The sequence below is a fragment of the Chlamydia pecorum E58 genome, from assembly GCF_000204135.1.
GTDB lineage: Bacteria > Chlamydiota > Chlamydiia > Chlamydiales > Chlamydiaceae > Chlamydia > Chlamydia pecorum.
Window position 1 is genome coordinate 773,992 of record NC_015408.1, and the last position, 19,991, is coordinate 793,982.

Here is a 19,991-nt window from a genome sequence, read left to right on the forward strand (position 1 = left end):
TATGGCTCTTTCGCCATATTATGGAGCATCATTTTTAGAGTTTTTTATCATTTTCTTTTCTAGGATGTTTTCGGGAAAGCTTTTTGGGGAACACCTGTACATTGATGATATTCAAGTGATAGTCTTTCTTGTAATTGCCTGTTCAGGAGCTCTTGGAGGCACTTTTTTAGTCTTAAAAAAAATGGCAATGTATGCCCATGCAGTCTCTCACACGGTCCTGTTTGGATTGGTGTGCATCTGTTTGTTTTCTCATCAATTAATGACGTTATCGTTAAGTGCACTTACCCTTTCAGCTGTTGTTACAGCATTATTAACAGGATTTTTAATCTATTTTGTTCGGAATACTTTTAGAGTTTCTGAAGAAAGTAGTACTGCTTTAGTTTTTTCGCTATTATTTTCTTTAAGCCTAGTGCTTCTAGTCTTTATGACGAAGAATGCCCATATAGGAACAGAGTTAGTTTTAGGGAATGCAGACTCTTTAACGAAAGAGGATATTTTTCCAGTTTGTGCTGTTCTCTTTATGAATATCATTATTATTTTAGGCACACTCCGAAGCTTAACCTGCGTCTCATTTGATTCTGTATTCTCTACCACTATAGGGATCCCTGTAAAGATTGTTGATTATCTTATCGTCTTTCAGCTTTCCTTGTGCCTTGTTGGAGCGTTTAAAGCAGTAGGTGTACTTATGGCTTTGGCATTTTTATTAATCCCAGGCTTAATTGCAAAAATCTTGTCCCAATCAATACTTGGCATGATGGGGTGGTCATTGGTCTTTAGTATAACGACAGCTTTTCTTTCTCCAGCACTCTCAAGATCTATTTTGAGCTCTTTCGGTGTAGGGTTGTCTACCTCTGGAATTGCCGTGCTTTTATTGTCGTTAATGTATGCTCTTGTGCAAACTTTGCTTCATGGAAAAATTTTTGTTAAAAAATTATTAAGAAAGCCACATGAATAGAGAATTGACAAGTCGTTAATGCTCAAGGTATGATCGTTTTTCTTAATAATCAACACTTGAGTCCCTTTGAAATATTTAGCTGTTTTAGGTTCGACTGGGAGCATTGGTAAGCAAACATTAGATATCGTCAGGCGTTTTCCTGAGAAGTTTAAAATTGTTGCTTTGGCTTCTTATGGCAACACTCCAGAGATCTTTTTCCAACAGTTAGAGGAGTTTTCTCCGAAGATTGCCTCTGTGTATGATCAGGAGGTATACGCTCTTGCAAAGCAAAAGTTTCCTCATGTGGAGATGCATTTAGGTGAAGAGGGATTAACAGCTGTAGCTACAGAAGAGAGTGTGGATTATGTTGTAGCAGCATCTTCAGGGATTTGTGCTTTGCCTGCAATTATTGAAGCGATCAAACAGAAGAAAACGCTAGGGTTAGCAAACAAAGAAGTTTTAGTATGTGCTGGAGAGCTGATTTCTAATTTAGCAAAGCAGTATGACACGAAGATTTTGCCTATAGATAGTGAGCACAATGCGTTATTTCAATGTTTAGAGTCTCGAGATCCTCAAAGCGTGAAGAGGTTAATTCTTACAGCTTCTGGGGGGCCATTTTTTGGAAAATCTAGAGATGAGCTCATGAAAGTTACGATCCAGGATGTGTTGCAGCACCCCATATGGTGTATGGGGAAAAAGGTTACTGTAGATTCTTCAACATTTGTAAACAAGGCTTTGGAGCTTATAGAGGCATCTTGGTTATTTGGATTTAAAGATTCCGAAATAGATGCTGTTGTTCATCCGCAAAGTTTGATTCATGGTATGGTGGAATTTCATGATGGGAGTGTAATTTCCATTATGAATCCTCCGAGTATGCTCTTTCCTATCCAATATGCATTATCTGTTCCAGACAGGCTTCCAGCTCCTCAGGAGGGGATAGATTTTGCTAAAAAACATGTGTTAGAATTTTATCCTGTAGATGAAGAGACGTTTCCAAGTATTCGCATGGCACGTCGGGTGCTGAGGGAAAAAGGTTCTTTAGGGAGCTTCTTTAATGCTGCGAATGAAGTTTTAGTGCATCGCTTTCTTTCAAAGCAGATTTTTTGGCATGAGATTTTGCAGAAACTCGAGGTACTCATGGATGCGCACCGTGTATACGACTGTTCAACATTAGAGAGTATCTTAGCTACAGATGAAGAAGCTCGTGCTCTTGCTCAAGGTATATAGGGAAGTATATGACGATAATTTATTTTATTCTTGCAGCCTTAGTTTTGGGAGTTCTAGTGTTGATTCATGAGCTAGGGCATTTATTAGCAGCAAAAGCTGTCGGCATGGATGTCGAAGCTTTTAGTATCGGTTTTGGTCCTGCTTTATTTAAAAAAGTGGTTGGCGGGATGGAGTACCGTGTAGGCACAATTCCTTTTGGAGGCTATGTCCGTATTAAGGGGATGGAGCGTAAGGGGAAAGATGCCCAAGGTCAGGCTGTATCTGTGTATGATATTCCTCGAGGTTTTTTTTCCCGAGCACCCTGGAAAAGAATTATAGTTCTTATTGCGGGTCCATTAGCGAATATCTTATTAGCAGCAGTGGCTTTTGGAGCATTATATCTTTCAGGAGGAAGAAGTAAGAATTTTGGGGAGTGTACTAAGCTTGTTGGTTGGGCGCACCCTATTTTACAAGATAAGGGATTGCAAGTCGGAGATCAAATCTCCCTGTGCAATGGAAAACCTTATATGGGCGATAAAGAGATCGTTGCTGAGGCTCTTCTTGAAGGAAAGTTAGCTTTGGATGTATTTCGCCCTAGTTATTTATTTGCTCCTGAAGAACACCTTTCTTTGGAGGCGGAGTTTGATCCTAGTAGGGAAGGGGTGCCTTGTATTGGAGCAAGCTACCTTTTATTCCGGGGAAATGCTCCGATGTCTGAGCGCTCTCCCTTGAGCCATGCGGGTTTAAAAGAAGGAGACCGCTTGGTTTGGATGGATGGGGAGCTATTATTTTCTTCTGTTCAAGTATCACAGCTTCTTAATGAAGCATATGCTTTTATTAAGGTCTTTCGAGAGGGGAAAGAACTCTTTATTCGCCAGCCTCGAGTATTGGCGAGTACGTTATATTTCGTTCCTTATGTGCGCAATGAGTTTATGGATACGCAATATGAAGCTGGCTTAAAAGGAAAATGGACGTCTTTGTATACGCTTCCTTATATAATTAATAGTTATGGCTATGTAGAAGGAGAACTCTCTCCTATAGATCCAGAATCTCCATTACCTCAGCTTAAGGAAAAACTTCACTTGGGAGATCAGATTTTAGCTGTTGATGGCACGCCTGTTTCTAGTAGTGCGGATATTTTAAGGTTAGTACAGACACATAGAGTGTCTCTAGTTATTCAGCATTTAGATCCTCAAGAGCTTACTGAAGAGCCAGCGTCTTTAGCTGATGCGCGCTTCATTTCATCTTTTCCCCCTGAAGATCTGTTAAAGATTACTCAAAGTATTGGTAGATCTTCTCCGATTCGTTCTTTGGGACAATATCGTTTGTTAGATCCAATTCAGCCACAATCTTGGGTGTATGTTTATTCTGAAGAGAGTTTAAATCGGCAAAGGGAATTAGCTAAGAGGGTCAAAAATCGAGAAAAGCAACGTTATTATCTTGAGCGCCTTGAAATTGAAAAGGAAAAGTTATCGTTAGGAGTTCCCCTTAAGGACTTGACGGTTAAGTACAACCCTACTCCTAGTGTTTTGATTGCCAAAACAGTAAAGGATAGTTTTGCTACGTTGAAAGCTTTAGTTTGCGGTCGTTTAAGCCCACAATGGCTATCAGGTCCTGTTGGTATTGTTCAGGTTCTCCATTCTGGTTGGTCTGTAGGCTTTTCAGAAGTCTTATTTTGGATAGGACTGATCAGCATGAACTTAGCAGTATTAAACCTTTTACCTGTGCCAGCATTAGATGGCGGCTATATTCTTCTGAGTCTTTGGGAAATGGTTACTCGTAAGCGTTTAAATATGGGAGTTGTAGAGAAGATCATTGTTCCTTTTATGATTCTCTTGATTCTTTTGTTTATCTTCTTGACTTTACAGGATTTACTTCGCTTTATTGGTTAAAAGACCATTTCTTGGGAAACCCATATAGGTGATAGGGGCGTGATCCTAAGCAGTGAATGATATAGATATCTTTTTTTTGATTTTGTAATCGGGATTCCTTTTGTTTTTCCTGTAGTACAGTCTGTTCTAAGGTTTCAGGAACTTGATTGATTGTTAGTGTTTGGTTCCCGTGCTTTAGAAACTCCTTAGTTAAATATAGAGACTTACGATCTGTAATGATGTAGGTGTGGTTTGTATTGATAACGTAGGATTTATGTGGGGTATCTAGGTGAGTCTCTATAATGCAGACCTTTCCGTCATTTTCAAGAGGCATACGAAAAGGAATAAAGCGGCTAGGGCGATTCCCACTTAGGATTAACACATCCACAGTTTTGGGGAGCTTTCCAACATTAAGCATTTTCTTTGGGCAATAGGTAAGGAGCTGACGTCCTAGCTTTCCTCCAAAGATAAATTGTACAAGTCTAATACTGCGGTAGCGTCGTGCTAGATGGGAGCCAGCATTTGGAGGCGCCATGAGAATAGCTTTCCCATGCTTTGCTTCCTGGGGACAGTCCGGGTGGGATAGGGCGACTCTAACGATCACTCCCCCAATAGAATGTGTCACGAAATTTATAGGAACTCCAGGTTTGAGCTCAGCAATTTTTTTTAGCAGCCTAATAAGATGCTCAGCGTGTCTTTCTAAGGTAAATTTTCGTGTTTCATAGTTCCAGATAAAAACATCGTAGTTTTCTTTTTCTAGAGTTTTTCCAATAGGCTTTAAAGATCTATAAGATCTTAAAAACGCATGCACACATACAACAGATTCTTTTTGCTGAGAGGTTTTTTGAAACCCTTCGATCTTAGAAGGAAGAGTTTGAATTATAGACGTGCTCGCAAAAATAGAAGAGCCAAAAACTAAAAAGAATAGAGCTAATAAAAAATTCTTCATTTGTCCACCGCTATAATCATTTTAAATCTGTTTTTTATTAAAAAAGAACTGTTTTTATTCTTTCCAAGAATAAAAATGTTTTATTAGAAATTAATAATAGATAAAACCTTTGATTATAGAATAAAAACGATGAAAAGTTAGTAGATACAAGAATTTTTGATGTGGAGGGACTTGCTATTTTCAGGGAGAGTATAAAGTGGTTGTGTAGAGGTGATTAGAGTTTGACCGAAATTTGGGGCGAGCTGAAGAAGTTGAGAAGCTCTTTGGGAATCTAGACTGGCATGGAGGTCATCGATGCACACAAGGGGGGAAAGATTATGATGATGTTGGAGATAAAGGCTTTCTGCTAGGCGGAGAATAGTTAAGAAGCTATGTTTTTGTCCTTCGCTAGCGAAAGTTGATGCAGGTTCTTGGTTCATCATGAGGGTAAAGTCCTCTCGATGTGGCCCTACAGAGGTGCTTTTGAGTTCTAGATCTCGAGGGAGGGAGTGAAGGAGCTGCTTAAGGAGTTCTTGGGAGAGTTCTTCTTCCTTGGGGGCTGGGGTTTTTATGAGGGAGCTCTTGAACTTTAGCAGGAGGTGTTCCTTTAGGGGATTAGACCATAAGCTTTGCATAAGGACATTGAGTTTGTCGCAGCATGTGTATCTTTGAAAGGTAATGTATCCTCCTAGTTTAGCGAGCTGTTCGTTCCAGACAGAGATCGTTGCAGTATTTTTGGTTTTAAGAAGAGCGTTTCTTTGCAGAAGAGCTTGTTGATAGTAGGAAAGAGTGTGGGTATAATAAGGATCGCATTGAGAGAGAAGGAGATTTAAAAATAAACGACGGTCTGCAGGAGCCCCAGAGATCAATAAGCGATCTTTAGAAGAAAATAGAACCATAGGGACTTTCCCAATCATTTCAGAGAGGGTTTTTACTGGAGCGTTATCAAAAAGGAGCTTTTTCCCATATTTGTCTACATAGATGGAAAGGGTATGAGAGCAAGAGAACTTCTCAAAGGCGATCTTTAAAAAGAAGTAAGAAGCTCCAAATGCTATAGCTTCAGAGAGATGTTGGGTACGAAAAGATCTTCCCAAAGACAAAATATATAATGCTTCGAGGAGATTTGTCTTTCCCTGAGCATTACTTCCTGAAATGTAATTTACTCTAGGAGCAAAGGAAACCTCAGTATCTTTATAGCTTCTGAAGTTTTTTAGTGTTAACGATACGATTTTCATTAATCATCGTGTAGCCTCATCGGCATGATTACAAATAAGCTTCGCGTAGAGTCGGTAATAATCCCAGGATTATAGGAGTCAGAGATTCCCAAGGAGACAAGTTCATCTTTACTATGTTTTAAGATGTCTAAGAAGAAAAAGGGATTAAAAGCAATTTCCAAAAGCTCTCCAGAGTAATTTACAGCCATACTGACTTTTCCTTCCCCTACTTTTGTGCAATTTGCCGTAAGGGTAAGTTCTCCAGGAGTAAAGGTAAACTTCACAGAGTGAGAGTTTTCGTTTGTAAATAGAGCTACTTGCTTCAATAGCGCAATGAGCTCTTCCCTATGCAAGTCGAATTGCACACTACTTTGTGTAGAAATTACAGGGGTGAAGTCGGGGAACTCTCCAGAGAGAAGCTTGGTGATGAGCAGGGTATTATCACTCTCTACAGCAATTTTATCCTGATCTAGAAAGATTGTTGTCTCAGTATCTTCAGAAGAGCACAGTTTGATAATTTCCTCTACAGCTTTGATGGGGATAATATAGTCTCCTACAAAGCTTTTATCTAAGGAAACTTCTGCATCAATTTTTGCTAAACGCTTTCCGTCTGTCCCTACGATTGTTGCGATTCCATTTGTTATGGAGAGAAGCACGCCAGTAAGTACATAGCGGCTCTCTTCTCGGGACACTGCAAAGGAGGTTCTTTGCAGCATATCTTTGAGCTGCTCTGTCGGGAGAGTAAAGCGGACAGCATTTTGCATATCCGGAAGCATAGGGAAGTCTTGTTTCCCCATGCTAAGTAGACGGAAACAGGAAGATCCAGAAGTGATCTGAGCCATTTCTCCCGCTATCGCAGAGATTTCTATGTTGTTTTCCGTCAGTTCTTTAATAAGTTGGAAAAATCTTTTCGAAGGAATAGAAACAGCACCCTTCTCATAGACTTTAGCTTTAGTAACGCAACGAGTGCTTACGGTAAGATCTGTAGCTGTAAATACAAGCTCGTCGTTGTTTGTTTCCATAAGTACATGAGAAAGCACAGGAATGGGAGTGTTTTGAGGAACTACACTCTGTATTTTTTTTATCAGGCTTCCTAACTCATTCTTAGAGATCGCAAATTTCATAACTTCCTAGTCCGTAAACGACTTTCCCTAGTATTTCTTTATCGCAAATAGGAACTCTCTGGGGGAGGTACCTTTAGCGATAAGAGCGGGATATTACTACAAAGATGTTTTATGGTCTTCTAGATATTTTTCTCTGAAAGAGGCCAAGCTAAAGGAGAACCAAGGAAGAAAAAGGGATTTTTGCTATACTTGCTTTCTGGTCTTTATTTTGAGCAAACTATGGCTTCCAAAGATATTGTTTCTAACCGCAAGGCACTGCATAACTATGAGGTTTTAGATACCTTAGAAGCAGGGATCATCTTGACCGGAACGGAAATAAAATCTTTACGTGATCATGGGGGGAATCTTGGGGATGCCTATGTGAGTATTTCTCGAGGGGAGGCGTGGTTGTTAAATGCGAGCATTGCCCCGTATCGCTTTGGCAATATTTACAATCATGAAGAGCGAAGGAAACGCAAGTTGCTTCTTCATCGCTATGAAATTCGCAAGTTAGAGAGCAGGGTCTCGCAGAAGGGCATCTCTTTAATTCCCTTAGGGATGTTTTTTAGCCGCGGCTATGTGAAGGTCCGCTTAGGATGTTGCCGCGGGAAGAAAGCTTATGATAAACGCCAAGCATTGATTACTAGAGAAAAAGAGCGCGAGATCGCGGCAGCTATGAAGCGCTATCGTTAATATAGGCACAAATTCCCTGGATTTTAGCCCAGGCTAGGGCTTCTTCTTTAGAAGAGAAGGTCATCAGAACTGTCGCTAAAGCATCGGCATAAGCGCAGTTAGGATGCACAACAGATACTGCTTGAAGAGGATGCTCTCTTTCTTCTAAAGGTTTTCCTGTATAGGGATTGAGAATATGGGTATAGACCTTCCCTTCTACGCACCAGTGTTGACAGGAACTTCCGCTCGTTGCAATGGCGCAGTTTTCTAGCTGGATAATAGAAGATGTTGCCTCAGAAAAGACTTGCCACACTCTCCCTGAGGGATGCTTCCCAGAGGTTTTAATCTCCCCTCCCCATTCTACATAAGCGTTTTTGCAAAATTTCTGGCAGGTCTCTAAAAGGCGATCTACTGCGTAACCTTTAACGATCCCACAAAGATCTAGATGGAGCGAGGAGGTTTTGGTTAGCGTATGTGTTTGAAAATCAATCTTTAGTTTGTCCCACCCTGTTTCTTTTATGGAGGCCTTCCAGAGCTCTTCTTGGGGAGTAGTGTGTTGCTTGAGGTGGAGGAGCCAGAGGGTTTTCAGAGCCCCTAGAGTTGGGTCGAAGCGCCCATGAGATAGAGTATAAAGTGTATCTACCTGCTTTAAGAATTCCGAGAGCTCTATAGAGAGTTGTAGGGGAAGGTGTGCTGGAGCTCTATTAATTTTTGAGATTTCTGAGTCGGGATTCCAATTGTTATAGGTCGTATCAATAGTGTGAAAGACTGCAAGAATTTGTTTGTGCAGTTGGGTTTTTTCTTTAGAGGAGAGGCTTTTGGCCAATACAATCCGATAAGGAATCGTCATTTGGATTCCTTCTAGTGTTGTGGTCTTCGTAGAGCAAGAAGGACATAAGACCAAAAGAATTCCTAAGAAGAGGATTTTTGATATCCTTGCCAAGTATTCCTCATAAGCATTGCTACTGTCATGGGCCCTACTCCTCCAGGGACAGGAGTAATTGCTGCGCATTTTGTGACAACATTGTTAAAATCTACATCTCCTAAAAGGGTATAGCTTTTCTTGTCAGTTGTGGGGATTCTTGTAGTTCCGACATCTATAACGACAGCGTGTGAAGATACCATGGTATCTTTGATAAACAGAGGTACCCCTAATGCAGCAACAATCACATCAGCTTTCTTAAGGATTTCCTGAAGATTCTGAGAATGGCTATGTAAAATAGTAACTGTAGCATTTGCTAGGGGATGTTTTTGCATAATGAGTGCTGCTAGAGGTTTCCCAACAATATTGCTTCTACCGACAATTGCGACGTGCTTCCCGGATAGAGAAATGTCATAAAAGTTAAGAAGTTCAAGAATTCCTGCAGGAGTGCAGGGGACAAATCCATCTGTTATGCCAAGGAGGAGCTTTCCTATATTTATAGGATGTAAGCCGTCGACGTCTTTTTCTGGAGAAATTGCTTGTGTAATGACTGTGCTATCTAGGTGTTTAGGAAGAGGAAGTTGAACCAAAATTCCATGGATAGTTGGATCTTGGTTAAGGCGATCTATTAATTTTAAAACAGAGGAAAGAGTAGAGTCTGAAGGGAGATAATGTGCTTTAGAAATCATGCCTAGTTCTAAAGCTTTTCTTACTTTCATTCCTACATAGACCTCTGAAGCAGGATCGTTGCCAATAAGAATCACTGCTAGTCCTGGTTTTGAAGCAGACTCTGAAATTTCTTTTTTTAATTGAGAGAGAATTTTTTCTGCTGTAGGTAAACCTTTTAATAGCATGATAAACCTCTAAGTTTTTTTATTTTGCAACTTCCCAAAGAGATTAGAAAAGGTAGCAAGTATATTAGTGTGCTGTAAGGAAAATCAATAAGAATAGCGTGCCTTATATCGAGAAGAATTAAAGAGGCATCCCAACAGTATCTATGAGTAAAGATTGCCAGGGAAGGGTAGGCGAGAGAAGAAAATACAAAGGAAAATATCGCACTTACTAGAGGTAAGGAAAAGAATTTATCTTTAAGGAAAAACCGCTTAAGCCCATAGGTACATGCTGCTGAGCTTACATAGAGTAATGTATGAATCCCAAATATATATGAGGAGCTAATATCACAAAATAGTCCTACAAAGAATGCCCATATAAGTACTTGCTTCTTAGAAATTCCCCAAAACAGTCTTACAATATAGGGAGTAAAAAATAGAGGAAGAAATTCTGGAAGATATTGAGGGAGAAAGAGAAAGCTTAAAAAACACAACAATAAGATCAGGAGAGCTGGGGGAGGAAACATCTTCGAAATCCTTAGCTTAAAGCTGAAAGCAATCTTCTGAGATTATAAACCTTTTACTTGTTTTCGGATTTATTCTTAAGAAGATTCCGAAGGGATTCCTTTATCTAGCTTCCACAGTGTAAATGATTTCAGGTGTTTTTATTTTTTTAATCTTTGTTTTTGTTTTTATCTTAAAATGGTTTGGGGTTATTATTAAAATAGTTAATTTTATAAATTAATAATTTCTAGTTTTTCATGAGCTTAACTAAATCAAAGAGAAAGAGAAACGGGAAAGCTTTGGCAAAAGTGATCCAGAAGAAATCAGTAGAAGTCTTAAAGAAAAACGTAGAAAAGAAAAAAGCGAAAAAGGGTAAGTTTCTCATTTCTAAGGAAGAGAAGATATTGAGAATGCGAGCTAAAGAGTATGATGAACTTGTACATTCTCTCTTAGAGGATCAGATTCACGATACAGGAAAGATCCTGATTTTTAATTACCAAGATGGTTTTGCCTCTGTCGATAAAAATAATTTTGGCAAGTATTCAATACGTTTATAAGCTCAAAAAGAAACGGTTTTAATAAAAAAACAAGCAGAGCGGGACCTATCCCGACAATGGGGTTTTTCGAGGTGGCCTGGGTGAATTTTGAGAGTTAGGTGCTGCTTTCATATGGAGATCTCTACAATCTTCTTATGAAAGCAGCCGGACCCTTGAGGTCCTCCTAGCTTAAAGCTGTGCACATTTCTTGCACCTCCCCGCCTCCTCTTTTCTCCTATTTCTGGTTTTTTTACGCAGAGAGTTTGTCTCTCTGCGTTTTTTTTTATTTATTTATTTGCGTTTTAGGTTTTTGTTTTTCTTTTGTCTTAAGTCGTTTTTTTTGAATTAATTATTTTTTGTTTTTAAAATTAAATAAAAAGTTAAGTGTTTTTCTTTTTATTTTTTGGAGAACTTTATGTCTGTTTCTGGAAGTGGCAATGTCTCTCCAGGATCTGGGAACATAGATCCTTCGCTTTTTAGAAGAACTACGGGAGAATCTTCAGTGGGGAGAAAATCTTCCCTTACGTCGGAGTCTACTTCTACGGCTGCAGAAAAACAGGAAGGTCTTGTCCAATCAGGAGCCGCGGCTTCTTATGGAACAGAGACTAATATCAATGAGGCGAAGTACCGTGAGACGCAGAGGAAGTCTTCCTCATCTCCTAAGTCTCGTTTAAAGGGCCCATTTTCTAGAGTTAAAGCAGGGGTGCAGGGCTTTTTAAAAGGATTTGGTTCTCGGGCTTCTCGTGTCTCTGCGCGTAATGCTGAAGCTCGTGGAGAGGGAGTTTCTATGATCCCTACGGAAATTTCTATGATGCCTAAGAAAAACCGAGTTTCTCCAGAGATGCAGAGGTTTTATTTGGATGCCGTGAGTATGGGAGAGAGCTCTTCAGATGTGTCCATGTTATCTTTTGATAGCTTAAAATCTTCAGATTTGAGGACTCCCTTGCTTTTAGAAGGCAATCTTAGTGCATCGGAGGTTTCCTCTACAGCTTCTTTTGGTTCCTTTCAGAAAGCTGCTTCTTTTGAAGAATCTTCGAATTTGTGTTCTGTTGCGCGTTTAGGGGGAGAGGCAATAAGTACACTTCTGGATCCTAATATAGAGACTTCCTCCCTTGTGCGTAGGGCAGCTCTAACCACAAATGAAGGGATGATCGACCTTGCAGATTTAGAAAATGCTTTAGCGAGTACTTCTATGGAGACCTTAGCAACTCCGCTGTCTTCTAAAGGGGATTTCTCTGCACAATCTGTAGATACGGATGTGGTTGAAAATAAGCCTGGGATGGCCATGGGAGTATCTTCTTCTGGAGTGATTGAGGATAACGCTAAGGCTCAAGAAAAAAAAGAGAGCCAAAAGCAGCTTCAAGAGGATCAGGAGATGCTCGCCAGAGCTATGGCGGGTTTATTGATGAAGTCGCAATATGGAGAAGTTTATGTTCCAGAAACAAGTTCTTCATGGTCGAGTCCCTCTACAAGATTTCCTCCACCGAAGATTTCTGGGACTATTGCGCACCCTTCATCAAGTAAAGCAAAGAAAACCTCATTTTTTGGAAGTTTAGAATCTCATAGAACATTTTCTTCATCAGGAGGCTCTCAGAAGGCATCTATGGATATACCTTTTACCCCTTCGCAATCTTCTGAAGGAGGATACCGCTTTCCCATAGCTAGGGATTCTTCTTGGTTTCCTAAAGACTCAGAACCTTCTTCTACAGAATTTCATTTACCAGAAAGCAGCAGCAAGAACTTAACCTCGATCCCTCGTGAGGGTATTCCGAGAGCTGTGGAGAGTGGAATCGGAGGTGCTTTAGGTAATGATGCCGTGAGCTCTTCGTATCAATTTGATTCTTTTAGTGGGTTTTCTGCGCTAGCTCCTTTGCCTAGAAGTACGCAGGAATATAAGCATCTTTTAGAGCATTATAAAGGACCTGGAGGTCCTCCAGATCCTTTGATTTATCAGTACAGAAACGTCGCTGTAGAGCCTCCAATTATCTTGCGTCCTCCTCAGCCATATGGGGGATCTGCATCACGATTTGTGGTTCAAGGGAAACCTGAAGCTTCTAGCGTTCATGATGATGGGGGGAGTGCTTCAGATCAAGGGAAAAGAGACGAGGATTTCTTCATAGAGATGTTTTCTGAAGAGGAGGAAAGTGGCAAGACCTCTACGGATATTGGGAGTTAATGAACGCTATGAAAATACTTTGTTTTGATCCTTATGGATCTTTTCCTTGTCAGGGTACAGGAAAAGATCCGCATCAAGAGAATAGCTATTTTCCCTTATCTATGAAAATCTCTGCGGAGATCGCCAAGAACGAGGCAATACGCATGGCGCTTATCGCTATTGGAGAACAGGAGAAGGAAAATAAAAAAAATCGCCATCGATTTAAATTGTTAAATCAAAAGCAAGTAAAGGTGTTTCTTTCTCAGCTTCGCAATGTGCAGTTAGATTTCCGTAAATTGCGTGGAGATAAAGACCATCATAAAAAAGATAAAGATAGGGACCCTCGCAAAAGAAAAGAGGAAGATTCTGAGCATTGTTCTAAAGTGAAGATTACAGGAAAGAAAAAAATTCACCTGGGAACAGCAGCCTCCCAAGCCATTGCTGCAGCTGCAGAAGCTTGGGTGATTGCTAGAAACAAAGGTGTCTTAGAAATGACTTTTTCTCTCTTCCAGAAAAAAGATGATGAATAGAGAGCAGTTTTATGCTGCTTTTTTTTCTTCGTTTTGATGGAGATCTTTTCCTGTTTGAGGATACCTTTGAGAAGATTTCAGTAAATCTCCCCAAATTTTATCGAGCTTCTGGTTTTGGGTTTTTGTCAGCTTATGAAGGATAATTAAGCTTTCATCATTCAAGCCAAACCCTGCTTCAGACCAGTTTGTAGATCCAGTAATCAGAATTTTCCTGTCAATAATTCCAAATTTATGGTGTAGCTTATGAGGAGTAGTCTTGATTGAAAAAGGAAAGTTTTTCAGCTGGAGTTTTTCTAGCTGCCCTTGTAGAGGAGTTCTAAAGCCTTTATCAATGATAACCTCTACAGCAACGCCACGTTGCATAGCATCATGGAGCGCTTGAAGAATTCCTGGATGGGTAAGGGCAAACATTCCTACGCAGATAGTTTTTTCTGCTTTGTTAAGGATTTGCAGGACAGAAAATAAAGCCTTACTGCCATCTTTAGGAAGGACAAAGTATTCTAAAGGTTGTTTATTTATCACGAAGGACCCTGAGGTGTTTGCGCTGATATGGTCGCAAAGTTCAGAGCTCTTTATGCCAATGATTAGGTTGCTATCTAAAATTAAAGAGTCAAAAGTATAATTTGCAGATCCTATCCAGGCATATTTTTTATCTATAGCGAGGGCTTTTTGATGCATAAGTTTACGGCCTTCCCTGGGATGCTCTGTAAGAGTAACATTACTCGTCTTAGGAAACGCTTCTCTAGCTTTAAACATTTGATAGTCGATAGTGAGAGGAAGGTGATTTTCTGCTTGCTTTGCGAGGCTCGCAATGATGGAAGGTTCTTGGAGATTGTAAATACGAAGGGAGATTTCTTTATCAGCATGGTCTATAGCATCGCATAGAACTTGCCGTACATCTTCGTGAGCTTGCTTTGAAAAAATCACAGGTTCTTCTGACTTTAAGAAAGTATTATAAGTTTCTTCTTTCGTTGTTTTTGCAAGTACTCCCAAAAAGACAGTAGTAACAACAACGAAAATAATACGTAAGGTTGCTTGTTTTTTTTTCATGGAAACCCCCGTTTTTAATTCACTCAGGGATCTGCAGTGTTTATGAAAATTATTTAATTTATCAAGTCTTTTTAAAGAATATCTTTTTAATCTAAAATGATTTAGGGAAAAACTCCCTCCAACGTTTAGAAACTCTTTTAGAGATTTCTTCGTTAGCTTCTACCTCTCTAGGATGAGAGGTCTTGGCTCGAGCATCTAAAATAATTGGAAAGAGATATTGTGGACGAAAAGCATCTCTTCCCTGGTGGTAGATGTGCATATCTGTTGCAGGGGCACTATGGATAAATGTGGACCAGAGAAAGTCTTTTTCACTACGAAGGGATCTTTGAAGGTTATTCGTAAGAACTACCAAAGGCCAAGAGCTGAGAGAAGGATGATGAAGAAGACTCTCAACATCTCTATCGCTTGGGAGCTCTAGTACCAAACATCCCCGGCAGAATACTCCTATATCACATACTCTAGGAAGTCTTGAACCTTGATAAATATGGGGAAGCGTTCGCTTCTTTGGGCCTATTCCCATAAGGATCACCTTAGAGCCTTGATTTAATCTTGGCCCTGAGTAGTCTAGGGTGTCATTTGCGGTTTCTGAAAATAGAATCAGATCACGCTGGGGAAGGAGCCTTTCTAAGATCGCCTCTAAAACCTCTGAAAACCTAGATAAATTTACATCTTGGTCTGTAAGCATAAGATACTTTGTTAAGGAAAGCTGTCCCTCTCCTAAGATTCTCAAAGCAGAAACAAGAGATTCTTTCCAATAGCGTTCTTTCACTACTGCTGCAGTAAGAGCATGGAATCCTGCTTCTCCATAGCTTTTCAGTGCACGTACTCCTGGCATCACTAAAGGAAATAGGGGAGAAAGGTACTCTTGAAGTTTCTCTCCAAGATAGAAATCTTCTTGATAGGGCTTACCTACAACTGTTGCGGGGTAGATAGCATCTTTCCTATGGTAGATCTTATGGCAGCGAAATATGGGAAAGTCGTGTTGTAGACTATAAAATCCATAGTGGTCTCCAAATGGCCCTTCGGGACGACGTTCACCTGCAATAGCCTCTCCCGTAAGGATAAACTCTGTGTCAAGGAGAAGAGGATGTGGGTGAGGAGGGCATTTTTTATACAAGAGCTTGGAGTTCTGTAGGAAGGTACAAAATAAGATCTCCGAGAGATTTTCAGGAAGAGGAGCAATCGCAGATAGAATCAAAAAAGGATTTCCAGATAGAAATACCGTAACGGGAAGATTTCTCTGGATCTTTTCAGCTTCATAGAAATGCATCCCTCCCCCTTTTTGAATCTGAAAATGTAGCCCTAAAGTTTGATGGTCAAACCTTTGCATGCGATACATCCCCAAGTTAGGAGAGGAACTCTCTAAAGATTCTGTATATACTAGGGGAAGAGTAAGAAAAGCTCCGCCATCTTCAGGCCAACTTGTGAGCATCGGAAGCTCATGAAGGTTTACAGAAGAGGAAGAAAGAAAAGGAAACCGTCGCCATCGGGATTTACGTAGCCCTAAAGAAAGCCCTCGTTTGAGAAGGCCACGAGCTTCCCATAGCGTCTTTATTTTAAGGGGAGAGGAAAATAGCTGGGCAATTTGTGAAAATAGTGTATCAGGAACACGAGAAAATAATGTATCTACTCTATGGCGCGTCCCAAAAAGATTCGTGACTACAGGAAATTTAGAACCAACAACATGATGAAAAAGAAGGGCCGGCCCCTGGCTTTCGATAACACGACGATGAATCTCTGCCAATTCTAAATGGGGATCTACAGGAGCATAAACATCAACAAGCTGGCCCTGAGCTCGCAAAAGAGAAACATGGCGCCTTAATAAAGACATAAATATTCCTCTTTTTAGGAAAATAAAGGAAGAAGACTAGAGACCTTTACTCTTAGCTCGTAAAATAGCAGTTTCAAGACCTAGCTTATCAATTAAACGAAGTGCTGAAGCAGAAATTTTCATTTTTAAAAATCTCTTTTCTTCCGTGGACCACAAACGCTTAGTTACCATGTTAGGATAAAAACGTCGCTTGGTTTTTCCTGTGGTTTTTAATCCAATTCCTTTTTTCTTTTTAGCAATACCTCGGATTGTGTAGCTATTACCGCAACGAGGTCTTTTTCCTGTAAGTGGACACTTTCTTGACATGTTTTTCCTATGAATTTCGTTGTTATCACGAAAATAAAAGTACATTAAGAGGAATCTATATTAGATCTTTCACGATATATGGAAAAGTGGTTTTGTGTAAAAAATTTTAGTAATACATTTTTGATAAAAACTTTTAGAAAAAACTAGATATTTTCTCTGAAGCTTATGGAAGTATTTCTTTTATATAGTGATTAAAACGTTCGTGAGAGGAAAGCTCTTCTATAGATGGGCGTACTCTATATATCCAGTTAGTATGGGATAGAGTTCCTGGGACGTTAATTCTTTCTTGGTATAGCTGCTTTGAGATTAGCTCTGGACAGAGAGCCAAGTAGTCATTGAGTAGGTTGATATGAAAAATTGAAGCAGTTTGGTGAGACAGATTTAAAATTGTTTTTTGAGTTTCTACAGTTAGTTTGGAAGAATAGGGGAGATTTAAGAACGAGGCAAACTCTTTTGCTTCTGAGGGGGAGTTATTCCACCACAGTGCTAAGGTATCGGAATCATGCGTGGATAAGGAAGTCATGGATAGAGGACAATACTTATCAAAGGGAATAAATCCTTCTCCAGATTCCCAGTACTTCTCCCATCTAGGAATGCGTGTTCCACAAATTCCCAAAGTTTTTAGCCTCTTTTTGATATCTTTAGGGACATCTCCAAGATCCTCACCAATAGGGAGCATGGAGGAATCTTGAAGTAAAGAAGAGAGGATTTCGGTTCCCTGCTTTAGGTATTCTTTAGGAGATTCTGGGAAGAACTTCCCGTTTCCTTGAGAGTCCCATACCCATAAGCGAAAGAATCCTACAATATGATCAAGACGGTATAGAGAATAAAAGTTTTCTGCGTAGCGTAAGCGCTCCTTCCACCAGATATAGTTATCTTTTTTAAGATTTTCTATGTTGTAGATAGGCAGCTGCCAGTTTTGCCCTTCGGCGTTGTAAAAATCTGGAGGGGCACCTACAGATCCTGATGAAGAGAAATACTCCTTAGCATACCACACATCGCAGCTATCCTTACTGATTAAAATAGGAAGATCTCCCATAAGAAAGACTTGGTGTTGATCAGCAAAGGTACGTACCTGGGAGAGTTGTTGGTAACAGAGAAACTGTAGATAAGAAAAAAAATGTATCTCAGAGGAAAAGGTTTTTGCTAATTGAGGAAACTGTTTTTGATCTGTCAATGAGATGGGCCATGTTGTGCTTGGAGTCCCATTCATATGGTGTTTGATTGCTCGAAACAGTGCATAGGGAGAGAGCCAGGAGGACTCTTTATCTATAAACTTATGGAACTCTGGATTGTCAGCACTAGAGGCTTTTCCTATTTGGGTATAATATTCCCTAAGAAACTCCCATTTTGCCTGTTTTACTTTAGGATAGGGAACATGAGGTAAGGCACAGAGTTTATGCATGGCTTGAAGTTTTTCCTTAGACTTAGGGAGAGAGTGGACTTCGGGGAGTGCTGTTAGAGAAAGAAATAGGGGATTTAAAGCGATTGAGGAGATGCTATTGTATGGGCTGCTATCTTCTCCTGTATCGTTTAGAGGAAGGAGCTGAAGGATATGGAAACCTGAAGAGGCACACCAAGAGATAAGAGGAAGAAGGTCTAGGTATTCTCCGATGCCGCAGCTATTTTTTGTATGAAGAGAAAATAAAGGAACGCAAATGCCGTGTTTTGGAGTGGTCCCTAGGAGTTTCCATGAGGAAGCTGCTGGGGATGTTTCTATGGAATGGAAGAGTTTCAATAGAGCTTATGAGATGTGATAAAGTCCTAAAACATGTAAGTCTGGGAGTTTCCCGGATTGTAAAGCTTGCATCCAGATATAGGCATGGCGGGAGAAGAAGGTCAGATAGCGGAAGAGCTTCTCTCCATTGAGGTAATTCATGCTTAAGGTGTCAGAGAGATATAATTGTTTGGTAACTTCACCATAGCCTAAGATTCCTTTGATCCCTGAAAGGGGGGAGGCATTTACAGATAAGGCTGCTTTAAATATCCTTTCCCTAAAGGTGTTTTCGGGAAGGGATCCTAGGATAGTTACTATGGCAATATCTCCCGAGGTTCCGTCTTCTTCTAATTGCACTGGAACTTCAGTTTCGCTAAAGCGAATTAAACATGCATGGTTTTTATCTGGAGTCAAACTAGAATGTAGCAAGGTTCCCAGAGATTCTAAAAGTTGCTCGAACTGGCTTTGCATAGGTTATGACCAGGGATAAGGTTTTGGGAAATCCGTAGCTTTGGGGTAATCTTCATTGTCACGGTTGATAGAGTCCAAAGTGTTTAACATCATCATTTTTAAATCTTGACGCTTGCTAGCAGAAGCATAGAGTCTAGCTGAGGTGTTGTTCAAAGCAGTGACAAAAAGATTCATTACTGCAGTTTGTACTTCAGTTTCGTTCCCTACAAGTTCTTGGAGACTTCTTTCCATTTTTGATGATGAGGGGAATTTATCGTTGATCATTCCTTGAAAGGCGTCGGCAAGAGATCGAGAATTGACATTAGGAGAAATAGTATGGCCTTCAGTTTTTAAGCTGTCGAGTATTGTTGGAGCTCTAGAGTCAAAGAATTCATACGAGGTTAGGATAGCTTGTAAATTTCGAATTTCTGACATCAAAAGTTGAAGCTTAGGAGGCTCTACAGAAGGTCCTTCGGATTTAAGATCAGCAGACATCCCATTTAATAAGAAAGAGCTTACCTTACCCATTTCTTCATGAGAATACTGACCTTTCAGTAAATCAAGTAATTGATGGCAGTTTAGATTTGTTGTTGTGACTACATTATAAATGTCTCTTAAGCTTGATGGAGGTACGCCTAAAGCTTCCCCATATTGTTGAGAAGCGAATAAAACATTTCTACCTCCAGAGACTTTTGTTCCGTGTTGTTGTAGGAGAGTATTTCGCGCTTGAACAAGGGCTTCTTTTAAATCTGCACTGGAAGAAGGAGTTGTTTGAACCAAATAATCTAACGCAAGGGCTTGTAAAGCAGGATCGTTAAATTTACTTGCTAAAAGATTTAAAACATCTTCACTAGAGGAATTATCAGATAATTGATCTCGAATTCCTCTTAAGTCAGATCCGGAGACTTCGGAGTTTCCTTGAGTATACTTATCTGCAAGGTCTTGGCCTGATTTATCCCCAGTTTCTGTTTTTTTATCTGTCTTAGCTTCGCCTTTTCTTCGTGATTCTAGAGATTTAAAGGTTTCTTCTTTTTTTTTAGTGCGAGTCGCTGCAGCAGGATTCGAGGAATCAGGGACATCCCTAACGAAACTCATTTCTGAGCTTTCTTGTGATGCTATAACTTCGGCTGCATCAGCTTTTGCTTGAGCAGCTTGAACTGCAGAAAGATCTACAGCTTTAGAGCCTCCTAAGCCTCCTGTCCCTCCAGCTGCCATATTCCTCCAGCTTTTAC

At 40.1% G+C, this 19,991-nt stretch carries 18 protein-coding genes; 7 read left to right on the plus strand and 11 right to left on the minus strand.

The features are described 5' to 3' along the window. The first annotated feature begins 1 nt into the window (after position 1). The 3 genes from G5S_RS03480 (at position 2) to G5S_RS03490 (ending at position 4,032) form a co-directional block, all read left to right on the plus strand. Positions 2–955, plus strand: coding sequence for a metal ABC transporter permease (locus G5S_RS03480; protein WP_013712812.1), 954 nt, complete (start codon positions 2–4; stop codon positions 953–955). A gap of 66 nt (positions 956–1,021) precedes the next feature. Beyond that, entirely contained in the window at positions 1,022–2,161 is a 1,140-nt protein-coding gene (gene dxr, locus G5S_RS03485; RefSeq protein ID WP_013712813.1) for a 1-deoxy-D-xylulose-5-phosphate reductoisomerase, read from the plus strand. A gap of 8 nt (positions 2,162–2,169) precedes the next feature. After that, positions 2,170–4,032, plus strand: coding sequence for a site-2 protease family protein (locus tag G5S_RS03490; RefSeq protein WP_013712814.1), 1,863 nt, complete (start codon positions 2,170–2,172; stop codon positions 4,030–4,032). Here G5S_RS03490 and G5S_RS03495 read toward each other — a convergent pair. The 3 genes from G5S_RS03495 to dnaN all read right to left on the minus strand — a co-directional run bounded on the left by G5S_RS03495 (position 4,022) and on the right by dnaN (position 7,277). Further along, entirely contained in the window at positions 4,022–4,960 is a 939-nt protein-coding gene (locus tag G5S_RS03495; protein ID WP_013712815.1) for an esterase/lipase family protein, read from the minus strand. The genes G5S_RS03490 and G5S_RS03495 overlap by 11 nt on opposite strands. 137 nt (positions 4,961–5,097) lie before the next feature. Continuing rightward, a complete protein-coding gene (gene recF, locus G5S_RS03500; RefSeq protein ID WP_013712816.1) occupies positions 5,098–6,174 on the minus strand; it encodes a DNA replication/repair protein RecF in 1,077 nt (358 codons plus the stop codon). After that, on the minus strand, positions 6,174–7,277 hold the full coding sequence (dnaN, locus tag G5S_RS03505; RefSeq protein ID WP_013712817.1) for a DNA polymerase III subunit beta: 1,104 nt from the start codon (positions 7,275–7,277) through the stop codon (positions 6,174–6,176). The genes recF and dnaN overlap by 1 nt, the downstream gene beginning before the upstream one ends. Positions 7,278–7,496: 219 nt before the next feature. Between dnaN and smpB the strand changes: the two genes are divergently transcribed. Continuing rightward, on the plus strand, positions 7,497–7,949 hold the full coding sequence (gene smpB / locus G5S_RS03510; protein ID WP_013712818.1) for an SsrA-binding protein SmpB: 453 nt from the start codon (positions 7,497–7,499) through the stop codon (positions 7,947–7,949). On the opposite strand, the gene G5S_RS03515 is transcribed toward smpB, so the two are convergent. Next, positions 7,930–8,778, minus strand: a complete 849-nt coding sequence (locus G5S_RS03515) for an FAD:protein FMN transferase (protein ID WP_230672925.1) — start codon at positions 8,776–8,778, stop codon at positions 7,930–7,932. The genes smpB and G5S_RS03515 overlap by 20 nt on opposite strands. A 62-nt stretch (positions 8,779–8,840) precedes the next feature. Beyond that, entirely contained in the window at positions 8,841–9,704 is an 864-nt protein-coding gene (gene folD, locus G5S_RS03520) for a bifunctional methylenetetrahydrofolate dehydrogenase/methenyltetrahydrofolate cyclohydrolase FolD (protein ID WP_013712820.1), read from the minus strand. 737 nt (positions 9,705–10,441) lie between these two features. On the opposite strand from folD, the gene ltuB reads away from it, so the two are divergent. The 3 genes from ltuB to G5S_RS03540 all read left to right on the plus strand — a co-directional run bounded on the left by ltuB (position 10,442) and on the right by G5S_RS03540 (position 13,405). Further along, complete coding sequence (gene ltuB, locus G5S_RS03530) at positions 10,442–10,741, plus strand: late transcription unit protein LtuB (RefSeq protein ID WP_013712822.1); 300 nt, start codon at positions 10,442–10,444, stop codon at positions 10,739–10,741. Between the two features lie 394 nt (positions 10,742–11,135). Continuing rightward, positions 11,136–12,896: a hypothetical protein gene (locus G5S_RS03535; protein ID WP_013712824.1), complete on the plus strand. Its 1,761-nt coding sequence runs from the start codon at positions 11,136–11,138 to the stop codon at positions 12,894–12,896. 8 nt (positions 12,897–12,904) lie between these two features. Next, complete coding sequence (locus G5S_RS03540) at positions 12,905–13,405, plus strand: hypothetical protein (protein WP_013712825.1); 501 nt, start codon at positions 12,905–12,907, stop codon at positions 13,403–13,405. A 9-nt stretch (positions 13,406–13,414) separates the two neighbouring features. Here G5S_RS03540 and G5S_RS03545 read toward each other — a convergent pair whose 3' ends face one another. The 6 genes from G5S_RS03545 to sctW form a co-directional block, all read right to left on the minus strand. Then, positions 13,415–14,455, minus strand: a complete 1,041-nt coding sequence (locus G5S_RS03545; protein WP_013712826.1) for a phospholipase D-like domain-containing protein — start codon at positions 14,453–14,455, stop codon at positions 13,415–13,417. Between the two features lie 91 nt (positions 14,456–14,546). Then, complete coding sequence (locus G5S_RS03550; protein WP_013712827.1) at positions 14,547–16,286, minus strand: menaquinone biosynthesis decarboxylase; 1,740 nt, start codon at positions 16,284–16,286, stop codon at positions 14,547–14,549. 36 nt (positions 16,287–16,322) lie between these two features. Then, positions 16,323–16,592 carry a 50S ribosomal protein L28 gene (gene rpmB, locus G5S_RS03555; protein WP_013712828.1) on the minus strand — a complete coding sequence of 90 codons (270 nt, stop codon included), beginning with the start codon at positions 16,590–16,592 and terminating at the stop codon, positions 16,323–16,325. Positions 16,593–16,755: 163 nt separating this feature from the next. Then, complete coding sequence (locus tag G5S_RS03560; protein ID WP_041467028.1) at positions 16,756–18,330, minus strand: 4-alpha-glucanotransferase; 1,575 nt, start codon at positions 18,328–18,330, stop codon at positions 16,756–16,758. A 6-nt stretch (positions 18,331–18,336) separates the two neighbouring features. After that, on the minus strand, positions 18,337–18,780 hold the full coding sequence (locus G5S_RS03565; RefSeq protein ID WP_013712832.1) for a CesT family type III secretion system chaperone: 444 nt from the start codon (positions 18,778–18,780) through the stop codon (positions 18,337–18,339). Positions 18,781–18,783: 3 nt separating this feature from the next. Continuing rightward, entirely contained in the window at positions 18,784–19,974 is a 1,191-nt protein-coding gene (gene sctW / locus G5S_RS03570) for a type III secretion system gatekeeper subunit SctW (protein ID WP_013712833.1), read from the minus strand. Positions 19,975–19,991 lie beyond the last annotated feature (17 nt).